This is a genomic window from Corallococcus sp. AB030, assembly GCF_003668965.1.
GTDB lineage: Bacteria > Myxococcota > Myxococcia > Myxococcales > Myxococcaceae > Corallococcus > Corallococcus exiguus.
In genome coordinates this window covers 24,277-45,661 of sequence record NZ_RAWQ01000041.1, presented here as the reverse complement: position 1 = coordinate 45,661, position 21,385 = coordinate 24,277, and the positions used below count along the sequence as shown (strand labels likewise).

General features: G+C 70.4%; 15 protein-coding genes. 10 read left to right on the top strand and 5 right to left on the bottom strand.

Translation table 11 applies throughout. From position 1 onward, the window contains the following. Positions 1 to 54: 54 nt before the first annotated feature. From D7Y15_RS13220 to D7Y15_RS13205, 4 genes are all read right to left on the bottom strand, one after another. Positions 55 to 2,460, bottom strand: coding sequence for an RTX toxin (locus D7Y15_RS13220; RefSeq protein ID WP_233604935.1), 2,406 nt, complete (start codon positions 2,458 to 2,460; stop codon positions 55 to 57). An 83-nt stretch (positions 2,461 to 2,543) separates the two neighbouring features. Further along, the gene (locus D7Y15_RS13215) at positions 2,544 to 4,889 is read right to left on the bottom strand and encodes an RTX toxin (RefSeq protein WP_233604934.1); all 2,346 of its coding nucleotides are present in this window, start codon (positions 4,887 to 4,889) and stop codon (positions 2,544 to 2,546) included. 593 nt (positions 4,890 to 5,482) lie between these two features. Continuing rightward, on the bottom strand, positions 5,483 to 6,781 hold the full coding sequence (locus D7Y15_RS46395; protein ID WP_121752790.1) for a serine/threonine-protein kinase: 1,299 nt from the start codon (positions 6,779 to 6,781) through the stop codon (positions 5,483 to 5,485). Positions 6,782 to 6,895: 114 nt separating this feature from the next. Next, positions 6,896 to 8,110, bottom strand: coding sequence for a serine/threonine-protein kinase (locus D7Y15_RS13205; RefSeq protein ID WP_121752789.1), 1,215 nt, complete (start codon positions 8,108 to 8,110; stop codon positions 6,896 to 6,898). Between the two features lie 230 nt (positions 8,111 to 8,340). Here D7Y15_RS13205 and D7Y15_RS13200 point away from each other — a divergent pair, with 230 nt between their 5' ends. The 6 genes from D7Y15_RS13200 (at position 8,341) to D7Y15_RS13175 (ending at position 16,203) form a co-directional block, all read left to right on the top strand. Next, positions 8,341 to 8,718 (top strand): helix-turn-helix domain-containing protein, encoded by a 378-nt coding sequence (locus D7Y15_RS13200; RefSeq protein ID WP_120575488.1) that lies wholly within the window; start codon positions 8,341 to 8,343, stop codon positions 8,716 to 8,718. A 53-nt stretch (positions 8,719 to 8,771) separates the two neighbouring features. After that, on the top strand, positions 8,772 to 9,227 hold the full coding sequence (locus tag D7Y15_RS13195) for a helix-turn-helix domain-containing protein (protein ID WP_233596734.1): 456 nt from the start codon (positions 8,772 to 8,774) through the stop codon (positions 9,225 to 9,227). 137 nt (positions 9,228 to 9,364) lie between these two features. Next, on the top strand, positions 9,365 to 10,945 hold the full coding sequence (locus D7Y15_RS13190; RefSeq protein WP_121752788.1) for an ATP-binding protein: 1,581 nt from the start codon (positions 9,365 to 9,367) through the stop codon (positions 10,943 to 10,945). A 67-nt stretch (positions 10,946 to 11,012) separates the two neighbouring features. Continuing rightward, positions 11,013 to 11,387: a response regulator gene (locus D7Y15_RS13185; RefSeq protein WP_014400722.1), complete on the top strand. Its 375-nt coding sequence runs from the start codon at positions 11,013 to 11,015 to the stop codon at positions 11,385 to 11,387. Then, a complete protein-coding gene (locus tag D7Y15_RS13180; protein ID WP_121752787.1) occupies positions 11,387 to 14,179 on the top strand; it encodes an ATP-binding protein in 2,793 nt (930 codons plus the stop codon). The genes D7Y15_RS13185 and D7Y15_RS13180 overlap by 1 nt, the downstream gene beginning before the upstream one ends. Then, entirely contained in the window at positions 14,176 to 16,203 is a 2,028-nt protein-coding gene (locus D7Y15_RS13175) for a response regulator (protein WP_121752786.1), read from the top strand. Before D7Y15_RS13180 ends, D7Y15_RS13175 begins: the two co-directional genes overlap by 4 nt. Before the next feature lie 10 nt (positions 16,204 to 16,213). Here the strand turns inward: D7Y15_RS13175 and D7Y15_RS13170 are convergent, their stop codons facing one another. Next, entirely contained in the window at positions 16,214 to 17,779 is a 1,566-nt protein-coding gene (locus D7Y15_RS13170) for an LVIVD repeat-containing protein (RefSeq protein WP_120575483.1), read from the bottom strand. Between the two features lie 117 nt (positions 17,780 to 17,896). On the opposite strand from D7Y15_RS13170, the gene D7Y15_RS13165 reads away from it, so the two are divergent. The 4 genes from D7Y15_RS13165 to D7Y15_RS13150 are packed head-to-tail and all read left to right on the top strand — an operon-like array spanning position 17,897 to position 21,279. Further along, positions 17,897 to 18,655: a hypothetical protein gene (locus tag D7Y15_RS13165; protein WP_121752785.1), complete on the top strand. Its 759-nt coding sequence runs from the start codon at positions 17,897 to 17,899 to the stop codon at positions 18,653 to 18,655. A gap of 27 nt (positions 18,656 to 18,682) precedes the next feature. Then, the gene (locus D7Y15_RS13160) at positions 18,683 to 19,777 is read left to right on the top strand and encodes an AAA family ATPase (protein WP_120575477.1); all 1,095 of its coding nucleotides are present in this window, start codon (positions 18,683 to 18,685) and stop codon (positions 19,775 to 19,777) included. Next, a complete protein-coding gene (gene truB / locus D7Y15_RS13155) occupies positions 19,774 to 20,670 on the top strand; it encodes a tRNA pseudouridine(55) synthase TruB (protein WP_121752784.1) in 897 nt (298 codons plus the stop codon). The genes D7Y15_RS13160 and truB overlap by 4 nt, the downstream gene beginning before the upstream one ends. 12 nt (positions 20,671 to 20,682) lie before the next feature. Beyond that, the gene (locus D7Y15_RS13150) at positions 20,683 to 21,279 is read left to right on the top strand and encodes a GNAT family N-acetyltransferase (protein WP_121752783.1); all 597 of its coding nucleotides are present in this window, start codon (positions 20,683 to 20,685) and stop codon (positions 21,277 to 21,279) included. The last annotated feature ends 106 nt before the right edge of the window (positions 21,280 to 21,385 follow it).

Here is a 21,385-nt window from a genome sequence, read left to right as displayed (position 1 = left end):
AAGACGGCGAAGCGGGCGCCCGGTGTGTGCCAGGCGCCCGCGAGTGCTCAGGAACTACGGCGTGGGCGGCAGGAGCTGGACGTCGCCGAAGGGCAGCTCGTTGTCACCGATGTGGTTGGTGTTGCCGTAGCCGAGCTGACCGTAGGTGCCCCGGCCCCAGCAGCGCGCCTTGCCCGTGGAGAGCAGCGCGCAGGTGTGATTTCCGGAGGAGGCACTGATCTGGTAGGCCGTCGCGCCGTCCAGGTCCACCGCGCCGCCCGGAGTGCCCAAACTCGTGGTGTTGCCGTATCCGAGCTGTCCGTAGTTGTTGAGGCCCCAGCACCGCACGGTGCCGGTGGAGAGCAAGGCGCACGCGTGCTCCGAGCCCACGGACACCTGCAGGGCGGTGACTCCGCCGAAGTTCACCGCGGACGTGGCGTTCTGCACGCCCGGGCCAGGGAGCCTCCGGAACGTGCACCAGCCGGAGTAGTCAGCGCAGGAGGAGTAGTAATCGTAGGTGGGGCTATCTCCTCCCAGCTTGCCGTTGGTGGCGCTGCCCCAGCAGATGACGGAGCCGGAGCGAAGCAGCGCACAAGTGAAGTTGTGGCCCGCGCCGAGCTGGGCCACAAGTCCCGTGGGCTCCACCGGCGTCTGGCTGCTGGGCTTGTTGGAGAGGCCCACGGTCTGGAGGTGCGTGTAGCCGAGCTGCCCGAAGGTGTTGAGGCCCCAGCACAGCACCTTGCCGGTGGAGAGCAGTGCACAGGTGTGCTCTTCGCCTGTGACGACGTCGGTGGCGGTGTTGTCGCCCAGGTCGACGTCACCCGCGCTCCAGGGCTGCTCGTTGTCGCCGATGTTGTCCGTGTTGCCGTAGCCCAGCTGGCCCGCGTTGTTGCGTCCCCAGCAGCGGACCTTGTCGGTGGCCATCACCGCGCAGGTGTGGTCCTTGCCAGCCGCGATGCGGATGGCGGGCCCGCCCAGGTTGACATAGCCGAACTCGGTCACGGCCTCGCCGTCGCCCAGGTTCTGCGTGGTGTTGTAACCGAGCTGACCGAAGTCGTTGCGTCCCCAGCAGCGCACCAGGCCCGTGTCCAGCAGGACGCAGGAGTGGTCACCGCCCGTGGCCAGCTTGGTGGCCTTGCCCAGGATGCCCACCGGGCCCGCCAGATACGGCAGCCGCGCCTGGGTATCACCCCGGTTGTTGGTGCTTGCGTAGCCCAGCTGGCCGAAGTTGCCGTAGCCCCAGCACCGCACCGTGCCGTCATTCAGCATCGCGCAGGTGTGATTGCTGCCGCCGCGGATGGCGTTGGTGCCGTCGAGGGGCCCTTCGGCGACAGGGTTGTCCGGGAACTGATCCGGGGTGAGCTTGTACGTGAGCGTGGTGGTGCCGTTGTTGCCATCCGTGACGGCGAGCTTCAGGTCACCCTGCACGGCGGTGGTGTAGTTCTGGAGCGTGGAGGGGTTGGTGTCCCCGGTGAGCGCGGGCGCGGGGTCGAAGGTGGTGCCCGTAGCGGGCGTGAAGCTCCACGCGTAGGTGAGCGCTTCCTGGGCACCGTCGTCACTCACGTCCGCCGTGAAGATGACGTTGCTGGTCTCCCGCACGCGCAGGCCGTTGAGGCCGTTGATGACGGGGTTGAAGAGCACGGCGACGGAGGTGTCGATGACACCGTTGGAGGTCTCCGGGGGCTTCACCTTCGTGGTGAAGGTGGTGCTGATGGAGTGGCCCGCGGGGTTGGTCACCGTGACGGTATGGTTGAAGACCGTCTCTGAAGACACCGTGGGCGGCGTGTACTGGGAGACGAAGGCGCCCGCGGTGTTCTGCAGCGTGATGGCTCCGTTGAGGGGCGAGAAGCTGCCACTTCCAGCGACGGCGGAGGTGATGGCGTAGCGAAGCGCCTCGCCGTTGGTGGCCTCCACCGCGAAGGTGATGTTGCCCGACTGCGAAGAGGCGAAGGCGCTGGGGATGCTGATTTTGCGGATGCGCGGCAGGGAGATGACCGCGTTGTTGTTGGCCGGGGCCAGCGGGATGGTGACGGTCTCGAAGTCGAGGTTCAGCGTGGCGTCGAGCGAGCCGGAGAACAGAAGATTCCCGGAGGCATCGAGCGCGCGGGCGAAGAACGTGAGGGCCTTGGCCTTGGGGAGGAAGGGGAGCTTCCCGGTCCACGCCCCGGCGGAGGTGAAGAGGTCGAAGTTCTTGAAGATGACGAGGCCACCAGCGCCCTGCTCGGAGACATCGACGCGGATGCTCTTCACGTCGCTGTAGGAGAAGGCCTGGGCGGAGACGCGACCCTTCACGGCCTGGCTGAAGAGGTCCTGAGCGCCAATGGAGACGGTGACCTGGGACTGCGTCTGGTCGGCGGGCGCGGAGGGCTCGGGTGTACTGGAGCCAGCACTACACGCGGCGATCCACGGCGAAGACAGGGACAGCAAGAGCGCGCCCAACATGCCGCGCGAACGGAACCAACGAGGGGATGACCTCTGCACGGAAGACTCCTGAAGGCGAAGGGAATGACAGGCGAAAACAGGCGGGCGCCCGGTCCTGAGGGCGCCCGCGAGGGAGACGGCGACTACGGCGCGGGAGGCAGGAGCTGGATGTCGCCCGCGGCGGAGGGCTGCTCGTTGTCACCGATGTGATTGGTGTTGCCGTAGCCGAGCTGACCGGAGTTGCCCTGGCCCCAGCACCGCGCCTTGCCCGTGGAGAGCAGCGCGCAGGTGTAGTTTCCGGAGGAGGAGGCCGCCACCTGGTACGCGGTGGCTCCGTCCAGGTCCACGGCCGGGCCCGGCGTGTTGCGCGCCGTCGTGGTCCCGTAGCCCGTCTGTCCGAAGTTCGCCTGCCCCCAGCACCGCACGCTGCCCGTGGAGAGCAGGGCGCAGGTGTGGCTCACGCCCGCGGTGACCTGCAGGGCGCCGGTGCCCAGGTCGATGCTGCCGGAATCCTTGAACAGGAAGTTGCCGCCGGCCTGCCCGGTGCCCAACTGGCCCAGGCCATTGGCGCCCCAGCACCGCAGGGTGCCCGTCTTCAGCAGGGCGCAGGTGTGGTTGTTGCCCAGGGCGAGCTGTGCAATCGGACCGCTCGGTTCGACCGCGGTCTGGCTGCCCGGCACCTCGTTGTCGCCGATGTTGCTGGCGTGGGCGTAGCCGAGCTGGCCCTCCAGGTTGTAGCCCCAGCAGAGCATCTTGTCGTTGGAGAGCAGCGCGCAGGTGTGGTTGGAGCCCGCGACGACATCCGTGGCCGTGACGCCACCCAGGTCGACGTCACCCGCGCTCCAGGGCTGCTCGTCGTCACCGATGCTGTTGACGTGGCCGTAGCCCAGCTGTCCGTACTGGTTGCGGCCCCAGCAGCGCACCTTGCCCGTGGCCATCACCGCGCAGGAGTGCGTCTCGCCCACGGTGATGCGCGTGGCCGGGCCGCCCAGGTTCACGTAGCCGAAGCTGGCCACCGGCTCGCCATCACCCAGGTTGGCCGTGTTGTTGTAACCGAGCTGCCCGTAGTTGTTCAGGCCCCAGCAGCGCACCAGGCCCGTGTCCATCAGCGCGCACGAGTGGTTGCCACCCATCGCGATCTTCGTGGCCTTGCCGAGCAGCTTCACCTCGCCAGCCGTGTACGGAAGCTCGTTGTCACCGATGCTCTGGGTGTTCTCGTAGCCCAGTTGACCAAAGGCCCCGTAGCCCCAGCACCGCACCGAGCCGTTGTTGAAGAGGGTGCACGTGTGGTCCCGGCCGTTGCGGATGCTGTTGATACCGTCCAGCGGGCCCTCGGCGACAGGGTTGTCCGGGAACTGATCCGGGGTGAGCTTGTAGGTGAGCGTGGTGGTGCCGTTGTTGCCGTCTGTCACGGCGAGCTTCAGGTCACCCTGCACGGCGGTGGTGTAGTTCTGGAGCGTGGAGGGGTTGGTGTCCCCGGTGAACGCGGGCGCGGGGTCGAAGGTGGTGCCCGTAGCGGGCGTGAAGCTCCACGCGTAGGTGAGCGCTTCCTGGGCACCGTCGTCACTCACGTCCGCCGTGAAGATGACGTTCTGCGTGTCGCGCACCCGCAGGCCGTTGAGGCCGTTGATGACGGGGTTGAAGAGCACGGCGACGGACGTGTCGATGACGCCGTTGGACGTCTCCGGGGGCTTCACCTTCGTGGTGAAGGTGGTGCTGATGGAGTGGCCCGCGGGGTTGGTCACCGTGACGGTGTGGTTGAAGACCGTCTCTGAAGACACCGTCGGCGGCGTGTACTGGGAGACGAAGGCGCCCGCGGTGTTCTGCAGCGTGATGGCTCCGTTGAGGGGCGAGAAGCTGCCACTTCCGGTGACGGCGGAGGTGATGGCGTAGCGCAGCACTTCGCCATTCGTTGCTTCCACCGCGAAGGTGATGTTGCCCGACTGCGAAGAGGCGAAGGCACTGGGGATGCTGATCTTTCGGATGCGAGGGAGGGAGATGACGGCGTTGTTGTTGGCCGGAGCCAGCGGAATGGTGACGGTCTCGAAGTCGAGGTTCAGCGTGGCGTCGAGGGTGCCGGAGAAGAGGAGATTCCCCGAGGCATCGAGTGCACGGGCGGAGAAGGTGAGGGCCTTGGCCTTGGGCAGGAAGGGGAGCTTCCCGGTCCACGCTCCGGCGGAGGTGAAGAGGTCGAAGTTCTTGAAGATGACGAGGCCGTTGGTGCCCTGCTCGGAGACATCGACGCGGATGCTCTTCACGTCGCTGTAGGCGAAGGCCTGGGCGGAGACGCGACCCTTCACGGCCTGGCTGAAGAGGTCCTGAGCGCCAATGGAGACGGTGACCTGGGACTGCGTCTGGTCGGCGGGCGCGGAGGGCTCCGGCGCGCTCGAGCCGGAGCTACACGCGGCAATCCACGGGGAAGACAGGGACAGCAAGAGCGCGCCCAACATGCCGCGCGACCGGAACCAACGAGGGGACGTTCGCTTCACTCGACACTCCTTGGGGAGACAAAGACAGTCAGGAAAAGAGTCAATGGCTTGCAGCGGGCACGCGCCGGCCTCACGTGACCGGGCCGGAGCCCGGAGACACGCTTCCCGTGCCGCGCTCGGAGCGAGCACGGCCGGGGGACGTCATGGAAAATGGAGGGAATGGACAGGCCTACGCCGACCCGGGGGGACCTCCCGGCCCTCGGCGTATGTCTGGACTACAGCTGGAAACGCAAATCACAGTGCCAGCGGGTGAAAATGCTGTCACGCCTTTTATTGGTTCCTGTGAAAGTCTGTCAATGTCTGGGTTTGCGCTGACTGGCGGGTGGAATGCGTGTCAGTCGCGGTGGACCCTCGGGTGACAGGATTTGTCATCCCCCCCTCGGCGCCCCACCTGGAGGAACGCGCCGGCCGGGTGACGCAGTGGGTTGCTGAGTGAGAGGAATCAAGCAACTCACGGAAGCTTCGCCAAACACCAGAATGCTTTGCGGCTCGCACGAAGTCCGGAAAAGACAGTCATGGCCGCCATTCGGTACCCCGCTGGTCCCGGGGGACTCGGGTGACCCGAGTCCCAGGGACCCGGTGCGGACACGAACTCACACCGGTTGGTGGCCGTCGTCGTCGTCCTCGAGGTCGTCTCCCGGGGCCTCCTCGTCCGGACTGGCCAGCTCATCCAGGTCCTCCACGGGCAAGGGCTCGTCATTCAGGTCCGGCGTCACGTCGTCACCCCCAAGGAACGGCGGTGGACCCTCCGAGACGGTGGCCTCGGACGCCATCGCGGCCTCCTCCGCGGTCAGCTCCTCCGGGTGCAGCCCTCCCTCCAGCAGCTCCGCCTGGTTGCGCCGGCCGGTGGCCTCCCGGGCCGCCTCCGCCACCTCCTCCGCCGCGGACTGCCGCCCGTACGCGGGCGCATGCTCCCGCAGCCACTCCCGCAGCACGGAAGCCAGCTCCGCCGCCGTGCCGAAGCGGTCCGCCGGGGCCTGGCGCAGCGCCCGCACCACCACCGCGCGCAGCCCCTCCGGCACGTCGCGGGCCATGAGCTCCACCTCCCCAGGCCCCACCAGCGCCATCCGCGCCGCCACCTCCGTCAGGGGCATCCACGTGGGGCCCTGGGCCTGCACCAGAGGCAGGTCCGGCGGGGGCGGAGGCGCCGTGTCCCCCTGCGCCAGCGGGTGCGTCCCCGTCAGCACCTCCAGCAGCACCAGCCCCAGCGAGAACAGGTCGCTGCGCGCGTCCAGGGGCTCGCGCCGCAGCGCCTCCGGTGAGGCATACGCCACGTCCCCCTTCACCAGCGGGCGGCTGGTGATCTCCCGCCCCGGCAGCGTGGAGAACGCGGCGGTGAAGTTCGTGAGCTTCACCTCGCCATGGACGCCCAGGCGCAGGTTCCGGGGGCTCACGTCCCGGTGCACGATGCCCAGCGGCCGGTTCCACTCATCCCGCAGCGTGTGCGCGTGATGCAGCGCCTCCGCCACCTCGGAGACCACCCACGCACCGAAGGCCGGGGACATGGGCTTGCGCCGCATGGCCACCAGGTTGAGCACCGTGTCCAGCGACCGGCCCTCCACGTACTCCATCACCACGTGCGGAACGCCCCGGTACGCCTTCAGGTGGTAGACCTTGGCGATGCCCGGATGGTTGAGCCGGAACGTCAGCTCCACCTCCTCCACCAGCCGCCGCCGCTCCACGAAGCCGGACGGGTTGCGCAGCCGTTTGATCACCACCGGGCCACCCATCCCTCCCCGGTAGCGCCGCCGCGCCAGCATCAGCAGCTCTCCGGTGGAGCGCACCTCCAGCTTGCGCACGAACTCGAAGGCCGTGCCTCCCACCGTGAACAGCACGCGCGGGCGGCGGGGCATGCCGGGGTTCTCCTCCGTCGTCGTATCGGGCGTCTTCATGGCCTGCCTTCCAACCTCCCAGGTGGAGCGGAAATCGCTCAACCCCGCAGGTAGCACAAACCCTGTCGCCGTCAAACGTCCAGGGTTGGATTGGAGCCATGGAACTCCTGGGGTTCACCCGTCCCGGCGCAATCCCAGACGCCGGAGCCACCGCTCCCACCGCCGCCGCCACGCCAGCCGCCGGGCCACCCACCAGGGCATGGGCGGGGGCAGGGGCGCGGCCAGCCCCAGCGTCGGTCCGGGCGGAGGCGGCACGGACGGCGTGGGCGCGCTGGAGTGGGGCGCGGCGCCGGGGATGCGCCGCTCCTGCGAGCGGGTCCAGCGTCGCAGCTCGCGGGCCTCCTCGTTGCCGTCGAAGTACGTGTCGGACTCCTCCGTGACGGCGTCGTGGGGCGGCGGTGTGTTGAACAGCGGCGTGTCCCAGCTGTCCGGAGCGCGCTCCAGCGCCGCGCTCAGGTCGGCGTAGAGATCCGCGCCCATCTGGTAGCGCTCGCTGGCCTCCAGTCGCAGCAGCCGCCCACAGATGTCATCGAGGGCGCGGGGCACGCGCGCGTTGAGCGAACGCGCGGTTCGCCCCTTGATGGCCTGGATTCCTCCCAGCAGCGCCGCGGCCGGCAGGTCCGGGGGATAGGGGAAGTCCCCGGTGAGCACCTGGAAGAGCGTGAGCCCCAGCGAATAGAGGTCATCCGTGGGCTGGTAGTCGTAGCGGGCCATGCCCAGGGGGTTGCTCAGCCAGTAGCGCAGGAGCTCCGGGCTGCGGTAGCTGGGCGTGCCCGGCGGCGGCCGCCCGTCGGTGATGACCGGGGCGCAGGCGTGGTCGCTGGCGCCGAAGTCCACCAGCACCGGCCGCTCGTCCGACGCGCGCACGATGATGTTGCTGCCCTTGATGTCGCGGTGGCGCACGCCCGCGCGGTGGATGAAGTCCAGCGTCAGCGCCAGCTCCGCGAACAGCCGCGCCACCTGCCGCGCCGTGGGCTTCGCCTCCATCGCCCAGTCGGACAGCGTGGGACCCTCCACGTAGTCCATGACCAGGAACAGGTAGCCCGTGCGCGGGTGCGGCCAGCGGTGGTAGCCGCGCAACGCCACCACGTTGGGATGGGTCATGCGGTGCAGCACGCTCACCTCCTTGAGCGTGCGCGCGTCCACCTGCGAACCCTCCTCGGAGTCCTGCGGCCCCTGGAGCGCGAACTTCAGCGCCACCTGGAACCCCCCGGTCTCCGCCAGGAACACGGTGCCGAAGCCCCCCGTGGCCAGGCGCTTCAACAGCCGGAAGCTGCCCACCACCTCCTGGGGCTGAAGGAGCAGCGGATGTCCTCCCTCCAGGCTCATGGGGTGGCGCCTCCTACGTGGAAGGAAAGCCCGGATGCTTCGGGACGTGGGGGGTTGAATCCCAGAGGGAGGACGTGGCTGAGAGGATGCATTCGCGCAAGGATGGAAGTGACCTCAAGGGTCCATAGCATGGCGCACGCCCCTTGGGGTAGTGTTGCTGCCGTGTCAGGTAGGATGCCGGACACCTGACTTCATGGGAGACACGGTCCGGCCAGGGGTGGTGAGCGGCAATGAACGAGGAGCTGGCCATCACGGTGGGCACCGCGGCGCGACAGGCCCGCGAGCGGCAGGGCATGACCCAGGGCGACGTCGCCAGCCAGGTGGGCATCGCCATGGAGGTCTACAGCCGCATGGAGCGCGGGCGCGTGCTGCCCAGCTCCACCACCTTGCGCCGGTTGTGCATGGTGTTGCGCATCCGCTCGGACACGCTGCTGGGGTTGGACGGGCCGTCGCCCCCGGACGAGGCGCTCACGCTGGCCCTGGCGGACCGCGAGGAGGATCCCCCCTCCCTGCGCCGGCTGGTGCGCGCCTTGCGGCCCCTGGATGAAGAGGGGTTGAAGGCCATGGGCCTCATCATCCAGGGCGCGCTCGCGCTGCGGGAACGCTGACCGACAGGCCCCCGAAAACTTGCGCCCCTGGGGAGAGATGCAAGGTTTTGCGCGTGCCTGCCCCGGTGAATGAAAAGCTGAACACGGTGTTTGGAGCCGCCGCCCGAGACGCGCGGCTGCGCTTGGGACTCACGCAGGCGGACGTGGCGGAGCGCGTGGGCATCGCCATGGAGGTCTACAGCCGCATGGAGCGCGGCCGCATGCTGCCCCGCGCCCAGACCCTGCGGAGGCTGTGCGACGTGCTGTCCGTGTCCGCGGACGCGCTGCTGGGCGTGGGGGCCGGCACCTCCCCGGTGCCGCCCCGGGCCTCGCCAGGTCAGGAGGACTCACTGGAGCTGCGCCGCCTGGTGCGCACGCTGCGCGACCTGGAGCCCCGCCAGCTCAAGGCCGTGGCCCGCGTGGTGCGCACGGTGGTGTCCGTCATGCCCCCGAAGACGGCGCCCGGGTCTTCGCCCACTCCCACGCCCCGGAAGAAGCCGCGGGCCGCCCGCAAGCGCCGCGCGGGTTAGCGAGGCGGCAAGAGCAGACAAATCCTCTCGGGCTGCAACAGGATGGCTGCCCGCTCGTCCTCCTGACCCGGGGCCGGGCCTTCGGGTGGGGCCCTCTCCCCAATGGCAGACAAGTGGGGTAGCACGGGAGCTACGCCATGCTTCCTCCCCCGACGCCCTCGGATGAGCCGCGGCGACTCCAGGCGCTGCGCTCGCTGTGTCTGTTGGACACGCCCGCTCACGAGCGCTTCGACCGCATCGTGCGCGCCGCGGCGCACCTGTTCCGCGTGCCCATTTCGCTCGTCTCGCTGGTGGACGAGAACCGCCAGTGGTTCAAGGCCCGCATCGGCCTGGACGGCACGGAGACGCCGCGCGAGCTGTCCTTCTGCGCCCACGCCATCCTCTCGCCCTCCACCTTCATCGTGCCGGACGCGCTGAAGGACCCGCGCTTCCACGACAACCCGTTCGTGCTGGGCGCTCCCTTTGTCCGCTTCTACGCGGGCCACCCCCTGCGCGCTACGGACGGCAGCCGCGTGGGCACGCTGTGCCTCATCGACTCGCAGCCCCGGGACTTCTCGGACGCGGACCGCACCGCGCTCGCGGACATGGCCGCCTGGGCGGAAGGAGAGCTCAACGCCCTGGACGAGCGCGAGGCCCGCGCGGCGCTGGAGCAGCAGGAGCGCTTCTTCGAAGTCTCCGTGGACATGCTCTGCATCGCCGCCATGGACGGCACCTTCCTGCGCCTGTCCCGCGCCTGGAGCCGCACCCTGGGCTTCTCCGACGCGGAGCTCTACAGCACGTCCCTGGTGGACCTGGCGCTGGAGGAGGACCGCGCAGACACCTCGCGGCACCTGTCCCGCGCCCGGGAGGGCATCCCCGTCCTCCAGTTCGAGCACCGCGCCCGCTGCCGCGACGGCACCTGGCGCTGGCTGCAGTGGAACGCCGTGCCGGACCCGGAGGAGGGGCTGCTCTACGCCGTCGCCCGCGACGTCACCCAGGCCCGCACGCTGGAGGAGGAGCGCCAGCGCGTGGAGCGGATGAAGAACGAGTTCATCGCCACCGTGAGCCATGAGCTGCGCACGCCGCTCACCTCCATCCGCGGCTCGCTGGGGCTGCTCAGCGGCGGCATCCTCGGCCCGCTGGACGCGCAGGTGGCGCAGATGGTGGGCATTGCCCACAAGAACAGCGAACGGCTGCTGCGCCTCATCAACGACATCCTGGACCTGGAGAAGATGGAGTCCGGCCGGCTGGACCTGAACCTGGCGCCCACGGAGGTCGCGCCGCTGCTCGCCCAGGCGCTCCAGGCCCACCAGGGCTACGCGGACGAATACGGCGTGCGCCTGGAGGCCGTGGTGGACCTCCCCCACGCCCGCGCCCGCGTGGACGAGGACCGCTTCATCCAGGTGCTGGCGAACCTCCTCTCCAACGCCATCAAGTTCTCCCCCCAGGGCGAGCGCGTCACCCTGTTCCTCACCCGCGAGGACGGCGTCCTGCGCGTGGGCGTGCAGGACCACGGCCCCGGCATCCCGGAGGCCTTCCAGTCCCGCGTCTTCCAGAAGTTCGCCCAGGCGGACGCGTCCGACACCCGCAAGCGCCCCGGCACCGGCCTGGGGCTGAGCATCGCCCACGGGCTGGTGGCCCGCATGGGAGGCACCCTGCGCTTCAGCACCTCCCCCAGCGAGGGCACCCGCTTCTCCTTCGACCTGCCGGAGTGCGAACCCGGGCCCGACGTCGCCTGACGGACATCCACTTCCCCCCCGCTTCCGTACCGCGATCCAAACCCTTTTCCCTGGAGCACCCCCTCCCATGGCGAAAATCGAGAAGGTCCTGCTCGTGGACGATGAGGATGACATCCGCACCATCGGGCAGCTGAGCCTGAGCCGTGTGGGGGGGTGGAAGACGGTGCTCGCGTCCTCTGGCGCGGAGGCCCTGGAGAAGGCGGGCCAGGAGGGCCCCGACCTCATCCTCCTGGACGTGATGATGCCCGGCATGGACGGGCCTACGACGTTCGGCCGGTTGCGCGCCCAGCCCGCCACCGCGAACACGCCCATCATCTTCATGACCGCCAAGGTCCAGAAGCAGGAGGTGGCGCGCTACCTGGAGCTGGGCGCGGTGGGCGTCATCGGCAAGCCGTTCGACCCCATGACCCTGCCGCAGGAAATCCGCCGCCTGGTGCCTTGATGGAACCCCGCCTGTCCAAACGCTCCGCCGCGCTGGCCGCTGGCGCCCTGGTGTTGCTGTGTGCCCTGTTCGTCCTGGGCCGCCCGGGCTCCACCGCCGACCACGACCACTACCGCACCCAGCTGCGGCAGCTGCGCGTGGCCACGTCGGAGCTGGAACAGGACGTGCTGCGCCAGCGCGTGGGCATGGCGCAGTTGCACGGCTCCTCCGACCGGGACTTCGACGCGCTGGCCGCCCGCGCCCGCCAGCTGCGCACGGCGCCCGGTTTCCTCCCCGCGGAGGGCATGCGCTCGCTCAACGCGTCCCTGGACACGTACCTGCGCGTGCTGGAGGGCTCGCGCGTCCTGCTGGCGGCGGCCCGCGAGAAGGACCAGCAGCTCGCCGCCCTGCGTGAGGCCTTCCCCGGCGTCGTCGCCGCCACCGCCGCCGCGCTGCCTCCGGGTTCGCCTCGCGCGCACGTGGAGGCGATGGACGTGGACGTGCTGCTCGCCTCGCGCGCTCCGGGAGAGGCGTCGGGGGTCCGCGTGGAGGCCTCACTCGCGCGTCTGGCCCGGGCGCGGGAGAAGCAGCCGCTGCCCGCCCCCGCCCTCGCCGCGCTGGACGCCCTGGAGGCCCGCACGCGGGAGTTGATGGCGCTCCAGCGCGCCACGGACGCGTCCTACCAGGCGCTGCTGGACCACGGCGCCACCGGTGAGTCCGAGCGCCTCATCACCACCTACCTCCAGCTCCAGGAGCAGTCCCAGGCCCGCGCGGAGCGCACGCGCATCGTCCTCTTCGGCGTGTGCCTGCTGCTCGTGGGCTACGTGCTCGTCGTGCTGGTGCGGCTGGCGCGGGCGTCCGCGGCGCTGGGGGAGCTCAACCGGGGGCTGGAGGCGCGCGTGGCGGAGCGCACCCAGGCCCTGTCCGCCGCGAGCGCGGAGGCGCGGGCCAGCGACGCGCGCAAGGCCGCCATCCTGGAGGCGTCGCCGGACGGCATCGTGGTGCTGGACGAGTCCGGCCGCGTCGCGGAGTTCAACCCCTCCGCGGCGACCCACTTCCGCCTGCCGTCCGCGCGAGCGGTGGGGGCGGATTTCATGTCGCTGGCGCTGCCCGCGACGCTGCCGGCCTCGCAGCGGGAAGCCGTCCACGCCGCGCTCCTCCAGGAGGACGGCGCGGCTCGGCTGGAATCACCGTGCCTGCGCGCGGACGGCGACGTGTTCCCCGCGGAGCTCACCTTCGCGCGCGTGCACGCGGACGGCCCGCCGCGCACCACCGTCTTCGTGCGCGACCTCACGGAGCGCAAGGCCGTGGAGCGGATGAAGAACGAGTTCGTCTCCACCGTGAGCCACGAGCTGCGCACGCCGCTCACCTCCATCCGCGGCTCGCTGGGCCTGCTGGAGAACGGCATCGTGGGGGAGCTGCCCTCGCAGGCGCTGGACATGGTGCGCATCGCGCGCACGAACACCGAACGGCTCATCCGCCTCATCAACGACATCCTGGACCTGGAGAAGATGGAGTCCGGGATGCTGGAGCTGAAGCTCCAGCCGCAGGCGGCGCAGGAGCTGGTGGAGGCCACGCTCGCGGGCGTGCAGGGCATGGCGGAGACGGCGCACGTCACCCTGCGCTCGGACGTGGAGGGCGGGCCGCAGGTGAAGGGCGACCGCGACCGGCTCATCCAGGTGCTCACCAACCTGGTCTCCAACGCCATCAAGTTCTCCCCGCAGGGCGCCTCCGTGGTGGTGGCGGCTGGCTTCACGGTGGACGGCCAGGTGCGCTTCAGCGTCACGGACCAGGGCTCCGGCATCCCGGAGGACAATCTTCCCCGCCTCTTCGGCCGCTTCCAGCAGCTGGACGCGTCCGACACCCGCTCCAAGGGCGGCACCGGCCTGGGGCTGGCCATCTCGCAGGCCATCGTGGAGCAGCACGGCGGCCGCATCGAGGTGTCGAGTCCCCCGGGCCAGGGCGCCACCTTCCACTTCACCCTGGAGGCCCTGCGCGCTCCCTCCGTCGCGCCGCTGCCCCGGGACGAGTCGCGCCACAACGTGCTCATCGTCACCGCGGACACGGAGCTGTCCGCCCTGCTGCGCGGCCTGCTGTCGCACGAAGGCTACCGGGTGGTGCGCTCCGCCTCGCTCGCGGAGGCCGTGCAGGCGGTGGAGCACGCGCTGCCGGACGCGCTGCTGGTGGACACGCGGATGCCGGACGGCGCCGTGCTGGACTGGGTGCGCCGCCTGAGGGAACAGCCGCGCACGCGCGACCTGCCCGTGCTGGCCCTGTCCGGGCGCTCGCAGCCGGGGGCGAAGGACGCGGGCACGGCGCTGCTGGTGGACTGGCTGCCCACGCCGGTGGATGAAACCCGGTTGCTGAAGACACTGCGCTACGCCATGCGCCAGCCAGGCCAGGCGCGCGTGCTGGTGGTGGATGACGACGCCACCACGCGCCGGGTGCTGTGCGCGCAGTTCGAACGGCTGGGCGCGCTGTGCATCGAAGCGGCGGACGGAGAGAGCGCGGTGGCGCTCGCGCGTGACACGCCCCCGGACCTCATCGTGCTGGACGTGGGGCTGCCGCGGCTGGACGGCTTCGAGGTGGTGGACATCCTGCGCCAGGGCAAGGGCCGCGCCACGCCGCTCATCGTCTTCACCGGCCGCGAGCTGTCTCGCACCGACCAGCGCCAGCTCACCCTGGGCATCACCCGTCACCTGACGAAGGCCCGCGCTTCCGAGGAGGAGCTGGTGGCCTCCGTGCGGGAGCTGCTCAACGGACTGCTGGCCCGCCGCGACGCCGCGGCCGAGCCCCGAAAGGCGATGCCATGAGCACCGCGCGCAACGACAAGACGCTGCTCTTCCTGGAGGACGACCGCGACCTCCAGGCCCTGGTCTGCACCTTCCTGCGGGACAGGGGCTACCAGGTGACCCCCGCGCGCACCGCCGCCGAAGCGCGCGAGGTGCTCCAATCCAAGCCGGTGGACGCCGCCATCGTGGACGGCCTGCTGCCGGGCATGACGGGCGCGGACTTCATCCGGGAGCTGCGCAAGACGAAGCCGGACCTGCCGGTGCTCTTCGCGTCCGCCTTCTGGAAGGACCTGAAGAGCCACGAACTGCTCACGCGCCAGCTGGGCGTGGCGCGCGTGGTGCACAAGCCCTACCGGCCGGAGGAGCTGGCGGTGTGGCTGGAGCAGCTCTTCGCGGTGGCACAGCCGCCGCCCCCGCCGCGGGAGTCCCTGGACGCGGAGGACGCGGAGCCCGTGGACGACTTCGCGGCCAGCCTGGCGCGCTTGAGCGCGGACTACGGCGCGAAGCTGCCGGAGCGGCTGGCCATGCTCCAGGCCCTGCTCGGCAAGGGGCGCCACGGCGACGCGGAGGCCATGGAAGAGGCCTACAGCGTCGTGCACAAGCTGCACGGCACCGCGGGCAGCTACGGCTTCCGCGACGTGAGCATCGCGGCGGGCGCGCTGGAGGACGTGCTCCGGCCGGTGAAGACCGGGGGCACGCTGGACTGGGCCCAGGTGGACGCGGGCTTCCGCGCGCTGGAGGACCGGGTGTCGCTGCCGGTGCTGACCCCGGAGCCGGAGTCCGAGGAGGCCGTCGTCGCCGCCATGGGCACGCTGCTCGTGGTGGACGAGGACGCGGGCGTGCTCGCGGACGCGAAGCGGATGGGCAAGCGTGAAGGGGTGCGCGTGGTGACGGCCGCCACGCCCCTGGAGGCCTGCGCCGCGGTGGAGCGGCAGTGGGTGGACGGGGCGCTCTTGCACATGGGCGCGGCGGGGCTCTCCACCGCGAGCGCGCTGCGCGCGATGGAGGGACACCAGTCCCTGCCGCTGGCCTTCTCCAGCACGGGCGGAGGACTGCAGGAGCGAGTGCGCGCGGCGCACGCGGGCGCGTCGCTGTTCCTGCCCCGGCCCTTCACCCAGCAGGACTTCGCCACCGCGGCGGAGCGGCTGGTGGCCACGCGCCGGCTGGAGCGCTCGAAGGTGATGGTGGTGGATGACGACCCGGAGGCGGTGCGCGCCCTCTCCCAGGCGCTGGTGAGCGACGCCGTGGAGGTCGTGGGGCTGGAGAACGCCTACGGCCTGCTGGACGCGCTCGCGCAGCACCGCCCGGACCTGCTGCTCCTGGACGTGCAGATGCCCGGGCCCAGTGGGTTCGATTTGTGCCGCATCCTGCGCCTGACGCCGGAGTGGCAGGATCTGCCCATCCTGCTCATCACCGCGCAGGTGGGGCTGGAGTTCCGGCTGGCCGCGTTCCAGGCCGGTGCGGATGACTACCTGGCCAAGCCCGTGCTGAAGGAGGAGCTGCGCGCCCGCGTGCACGCGCGGCTGGAGCGGGCACGGCTGTCGCGCGAGCGCACGGAGCGAGACGCGCTCACGGGACTGATGCTGCGCCGTCCCTTCGTGGAGGCGGTGGCGACGCGGCTGTCGGAGGCGCGCCGGAGCGACCGGCCGCTCGCGCTGTGCTTCCTGGACGTGGACCACTTCAAGAAGGTGAACGACCAGTACGGCCACCTCGCGGGGGACCGCGTGCTGATGCGTCTGGGAAGGCTGCTGGGCGCGCGCTTCCGCCGCGAGGACCTGCGCGCCCGCTGGGGCGGCGAGGAGTTCGTCGTCGCGCTGCTGGGTGAGACGCCGGAGAGCGCGAAGGAGATCCTCTCCCGCACCGCCGAGGAGCTGTCGGCGATGACCTTCGAAGGCGACGCGGGGGAGACCTTCCACGTCACCTTCAGCGCGGGGCTCGCGGTGGCGCCCAGGGACGGCACCACCCTGGACGAGCTGCTGCGCGCCGCGGACGCCCGGCTCTACCGGGCGAAGGAGAACGGCCGCAACCGCATCGAAACGGAGTGACGCCCGCGCGTCACGGCTCCGCCAGCACCAGCAGTCCGCGCGACAGGTCCACGACGTACACGTGCCCGTCGCCCGGCACGCGCATGCCGATGGCCCCCTGGTAGAGGCTGTCGGTGCTGCGCGGGTGTGCCTCCTGGAAGGAGTCGAAGGCGGCCACCTCCTTCGGGTGCTCGGGGTCGGCCACGTCGAAGACGCGCACGCCCTCGTGGTACCAGGCCACGTAGAGCCGCGTGCCCACCAGCACCATGTTGTGGATGGACGTCTGCGGGCGCTTGCGCACCTCCGCGATGAGGCGGATTTTCGCCGGGTCGGTGACGTCCAGCACGCGCAGGTGCGCGCCAGGGCGCTCGCCACCCTCGAAGGCGATGGTGCGCCCGTTGATGGTGCCCACCGCGTTCGCGTGGCTGTACTGGCCGGAGAAGGCATACATGCCCAGCACGGGCGTCACGTCCGTGCGGGTGACATCCACGACGACGTAGCCCGTGGTCGAGTGGTTGATGTAGAGCCGCCCCTTGTAGGCGAACGCGTCGTGCGGGTAGGCGCCTGGCTCGTGGGGCACGGTGATGCGGCTGACCAGAGAGGGCTCCAGCGGCCGGAACACGTCGAACACGAACGTCGTGCCGCTGGGGGACGGGGACATGGCGTACAGCCGGTCGCCGTCCACGAACACGGTGTGCACGTTGATGGCGCCGCCGGGCAGCGCGCGCACGTACCGGGGATCCGCCGGGTTCGTGATGTCGTAGATGATGACGCCGGAGTCGCCGCTGGCGACGTAGAGCGCGTCTCCCTTGGCCCAGACGCCGTTCCAGTAGTTGTCGTTGGGCAGGCTCAGGCGGGTGACGAGGACGGGGTGGGCCGGGTCGCTCACGTTGATGACGCTCAGGCCGCCGGGCTCCTCCTTGCCGCGCGGCAGGGACACCACGTAGGCGTGGCCCTTCGTGACGTAGACGTCCACGGGGTCGCCCACCGGAACGGCGGTCTCGGAGACGAGGCGCATGGGCTGGGCGCCGGTGTCCGCTTCATGGGCCAGGTTCATCCGCCGGGCGTCGAAGGTGCCGGAGTAATCCGGTACGCCATCGGTGCAGCGCACGAAGCAGCCGGTGATGCGGCCGGGCTCCGGAACGCGGCAGCCCGCGAGCGCGTACCGCTGCTGCTTGTTGGCGGAGGTGATGTACTCGCCGGTGACGAAGAACCCCTCGGGGCCCACCTGGTTTCGCACCAGGGGCTTGCCCAGGAAGCTGGGGGTGGTGTCCAGGCGGAAGCCCGTGCCGAACGCGCTCACGGAGGTGTAGCGGAAGACGGCCTGGTAGACGCCGGAAGGCTCCACGGCGCGCACCGCGTCCAGGTCACAGCCCGTGAGGGGGAAGCTGGCCGGGTCGGTGCAGTTCGCGCGAGGGGACGCGTAGCTCGAGTCCATGCAGGGCTCGTTGGGGACCACGTCGATGTAGTCGGTGAGCTCGACGAGCGGCTTCGGATCCGACGGTCCCGGTCCGGGAGGGTTGGAGTCGCTACAGCCGGAAAGGGACAGGGCGCAGGCGAAGAGGCCCGTGCCCAGGAGGCGAATAGAGGACGTCATGGGGTGCAGGCTCCTGCGCGGGGCTTCGCGGTCCACGGCCGACGCGAAGCCTCGGGGAGTCTAGCCCATGGCCCGTAGCGGATGCGCGAGCCCTCCCTGAGGCGCTAGAAGCCCGTCATGCACCCACGCCGCCCGGACATCGACGCCGCGCTCACCGACCTGCGCAACCGCTTGCCCGGGGGGAAGATTGTCGACCACTGGCACAGCGAGCCCCCCTGGCCCACGCCGGAACAGCTGCGCCTGCGCGACGCATGGTTCGACAGCCTGGCGGAGGCGCTGGAAATGGCGCTGACACGGCAGGACTTCGTGCCCATCGTCATCCCCGAAGCGCGGAGTCCCCCGGACTGGGAGTTCATTCTCGCCCACGCGCTGGCGCGTCACAGCGGACCGGTGGCGTCCTACCCGCACTTCTCGGAGACCCGGCGGAAGGAGGGGGAGCCGGTCATCACGCTCGGCACTGCCTTCGACGAGTTGGTCATCTTCCAGGGCCCCCTGGAGCTTCACGGCCATGTCGACCTCCGGGGCACCGTCGTCGTGCTGGGAGACCTCATCATCCATGGGGCCCTGATGGATGGGGACCCGGCGGACTCGGGGCTCGTGGTCATTGGCAACGAACGGGTGTGCGCGCTGTCCGCGGGCGCGGATCACGTCGTGACCGGGGACATGGATGCGGAGCTGCTGGTGCCGTCCGGCTCGGAGGGCTCGCTGGCCGTTGGCGGAGAGGTCCGTGTCCGGCTGCGGCTGAAGAACTCCACGGCCGGTGAAGAGGAGCGGCGCTGGCTGGAGCCCGTGCCGTCCGACGAAGTCCTCGAGGACGGCTGGACCCTGTGCCGGGAGGTGGGCAGCGGCCGGACGAAGGTGCGGCCCCCTCCGTAGGAGGCCGGATAGGCTCGCGCGCACGTCATGGCCCTCACGCGTCTGGACATCGCAGGCTACCGCTCCGTGCGTCAGCTCCACCTGGAGCTGGGGCCGGTGACCGTGGTGGTGGGCCCCAACGGCAGCGGCAAGACGAACCTGTACCGCGCGCTGTACCTGCTCGCGGCGGCGGCGGAAGGCCGGCTCGCGCGCACGCTGGCGGACGAGGGCGGCACCTCGAGCGTGATGTGGGCCGGCCCCCGTGACCCCAAGAAGCCGGCGCGCATGCGCGTGACGGTGGACCTGGACGACCTCACCTACGAATTGCAGTGCGGCGTGGTGCCCACGTCGCCACCCCAGACGATGTTCACCCTGGATCCGGAGGTGAAGGAGGAGCACCTCTGGGCGCACTCCGGAGGCCGGCATCTGGTGTTGATGGAGCGCAAGGACCGCACGGCCTTCCTTCGCGACGCGGACGGGAAGCGCGTCACGTTCCCCGCGGAGCTGTGGGGCTCGGAGTCGGTGATGGATCAGCTCGCCGAACCGCACCGTTTCCCCAGACTGGGCGAAGTCCAACGCACGTTGAGCGCGTGGCGCTTCTACCACCACTTCCGCACGGACCCGGACGCGCTGCCCCGGCACCCGCAGGTGGGAGTGCGCACGCCGGTGCTCGCGTCGGACGGGCGCGACCTCGCGGCGGCGCTTCAGACCCTCTGGGAGATTGGCGATGACCGCGCCCTGGAGCAGGGCATCGACGACGCCTTTCCCGGCTCCAGGCTGGAGGTGCGAGCGGAGGACGGACGCTTCAGCCTCTTCCTGCACATGCCCGGCCTGTCGAGGCCCATGTCCGCGCCGGAGCTGTCGGACGGGACGCTGCGCTACCTGTGTCTGCTGGCGGCGCTGCTCAGTCCCAGACCGCCGCCGTTCCTCGCGTTGAACGAACCGGAGACCAGCCTGCACCCGGACCTGCTGGAGCCCCTGGGCCGGCTCATCGTGCGAGCCTCCGAGTACAGCCAGGTCTGGGTGACGACGCACGCGGAAGCCCTGGCGACCGTCATCGCGGACAAGACCGGCACCTCGCCCGTGCACCTGGAGAAGCAGCAGGGCGCGACGACGGTGAAGCGGAACGGAAACGACGAATGACCCCCGGCCTCTACCTCACGCACAAGCCCGTGGGCGCCACCAGCTTCGCCACCGTCCGTGCCTTCCAGGAGGAAGCGCAGACGACGAGGCCCGGCCGCCGCACGGCGCTGTGCCACGGCGGCACGTTGGATCCGTTCGCGGAAGGGCTGCTGCTGATGCTGGTGGGCCCGGCCACGCACCTCTTCGAACACCTGCACGCGGCGCCCAAGGTCTACGAGGCCCGCGTGGAGTGGGGCACGGAGATGGACACCGGAGACCTGCACGGCCGCCCCGTGCACCAGGGGGACGCGACCGCGCTCACCCCCGAGCAACTCGAAGCAGCACTGCGCCCGTTCCTCGGCTGGACGGATCAAATCCCGCCCGCCACCAGCGCGAAGAAGCTCGGCGGTGAGCCCGCCTACCGCAAGGCCCACCGGGGCGAAGCCGTGGAGCTGCCTCCCTCGCGCGTGTACCTGCACACCGCGCGCTGGCTTTCGCACGACCTGCCCAAGGCCAGCACGTTGGAACTCACCTGCCGTGGTGGCTACTACGTCCGCTCCCTGGCCCAAGACCTGGGACGCGCACTCGGCTGCGGCGCGCACCTCTCCACGCTGAAGCGCACGGCCATCGGTCCGTGGAAGGACCCCGGCCCCGGCGCTCGCATCGAACGGCACGGCCGCGACCTGCTCCCCTGGACGCCCTCGCGAGCACTCACGGACCAGGACGTGGGAGCCCTGCGCCAGGGCCAGTCCATCGCCACCACACCACTCCAGCCCCCGGACTGGCTCCTGCCACCGGGTTACCCGGAGCCCACGGGCCCGGTGCGCGGCTTCCACCAGGGGAAGTTGACCTTCCTGCTCACCCCGAGGGACGGAGCCCTCTGGCCCGAGACAGAGCTGCGCGGCGGCGTCTAGAACGGGCGCCCCATGGCGCCACCCGACCTGAAGACCGTGGAGCTCACCCCGGAGCTCTGGCCCGACCTCGAGAAGCTCTTCGGCCCCAACGGCGCCTGTGGCGGCTGCTGGTGCATGTACTGGCGCATCCCGGAGGGCGAGCGCTACGACGACGTGCGAGGCCCTGAAGCAAAGCGCCGCTTCAAGGCCCTGGTCGCGAGCGGAGAGGCGAAGGGCGTCCTCGCCTACGCGGACGGCGCACCGGTGGGCTGGGCCACCTTCGGCCCGCGCCGTTCCTTCTCGCGCCTGGACCGAGCCCCCAGCTTCACGTGCGATGACGCGGACACCGTCACCTCCGTGCCCTGCTTCTTCATCCACCGGAACTGGCGCAACCAGGGCGTGGCCACCGCGCTGCTCGCCGCAGTGGAGGCCGCGGTGCGTCGCGAAGGCGCCGCCACCCTCGAAGGCTATCCGGTGAAACCACCCAAGGGCTCAGCGCGTATCAGCAACGGAATGGCCTACACGGGCACGCTCCCGTTCTTCCTCAAGCGGGGCTACGTCCACGTCGCGGACCGTCCCGCCGGCAAGCAGCGCGTGCGCAAGGCGCTCAAGCCCTCGCGCCGGAAGTGATGCCTTTCGTCACCACCCCGGGGCGGGGGGGATGGTGACAGTCATCACCGCTGGTGACTGTTGTCACCACCCCGGCTCTCGCGTCATCGCAGCGTAACCCCATGGA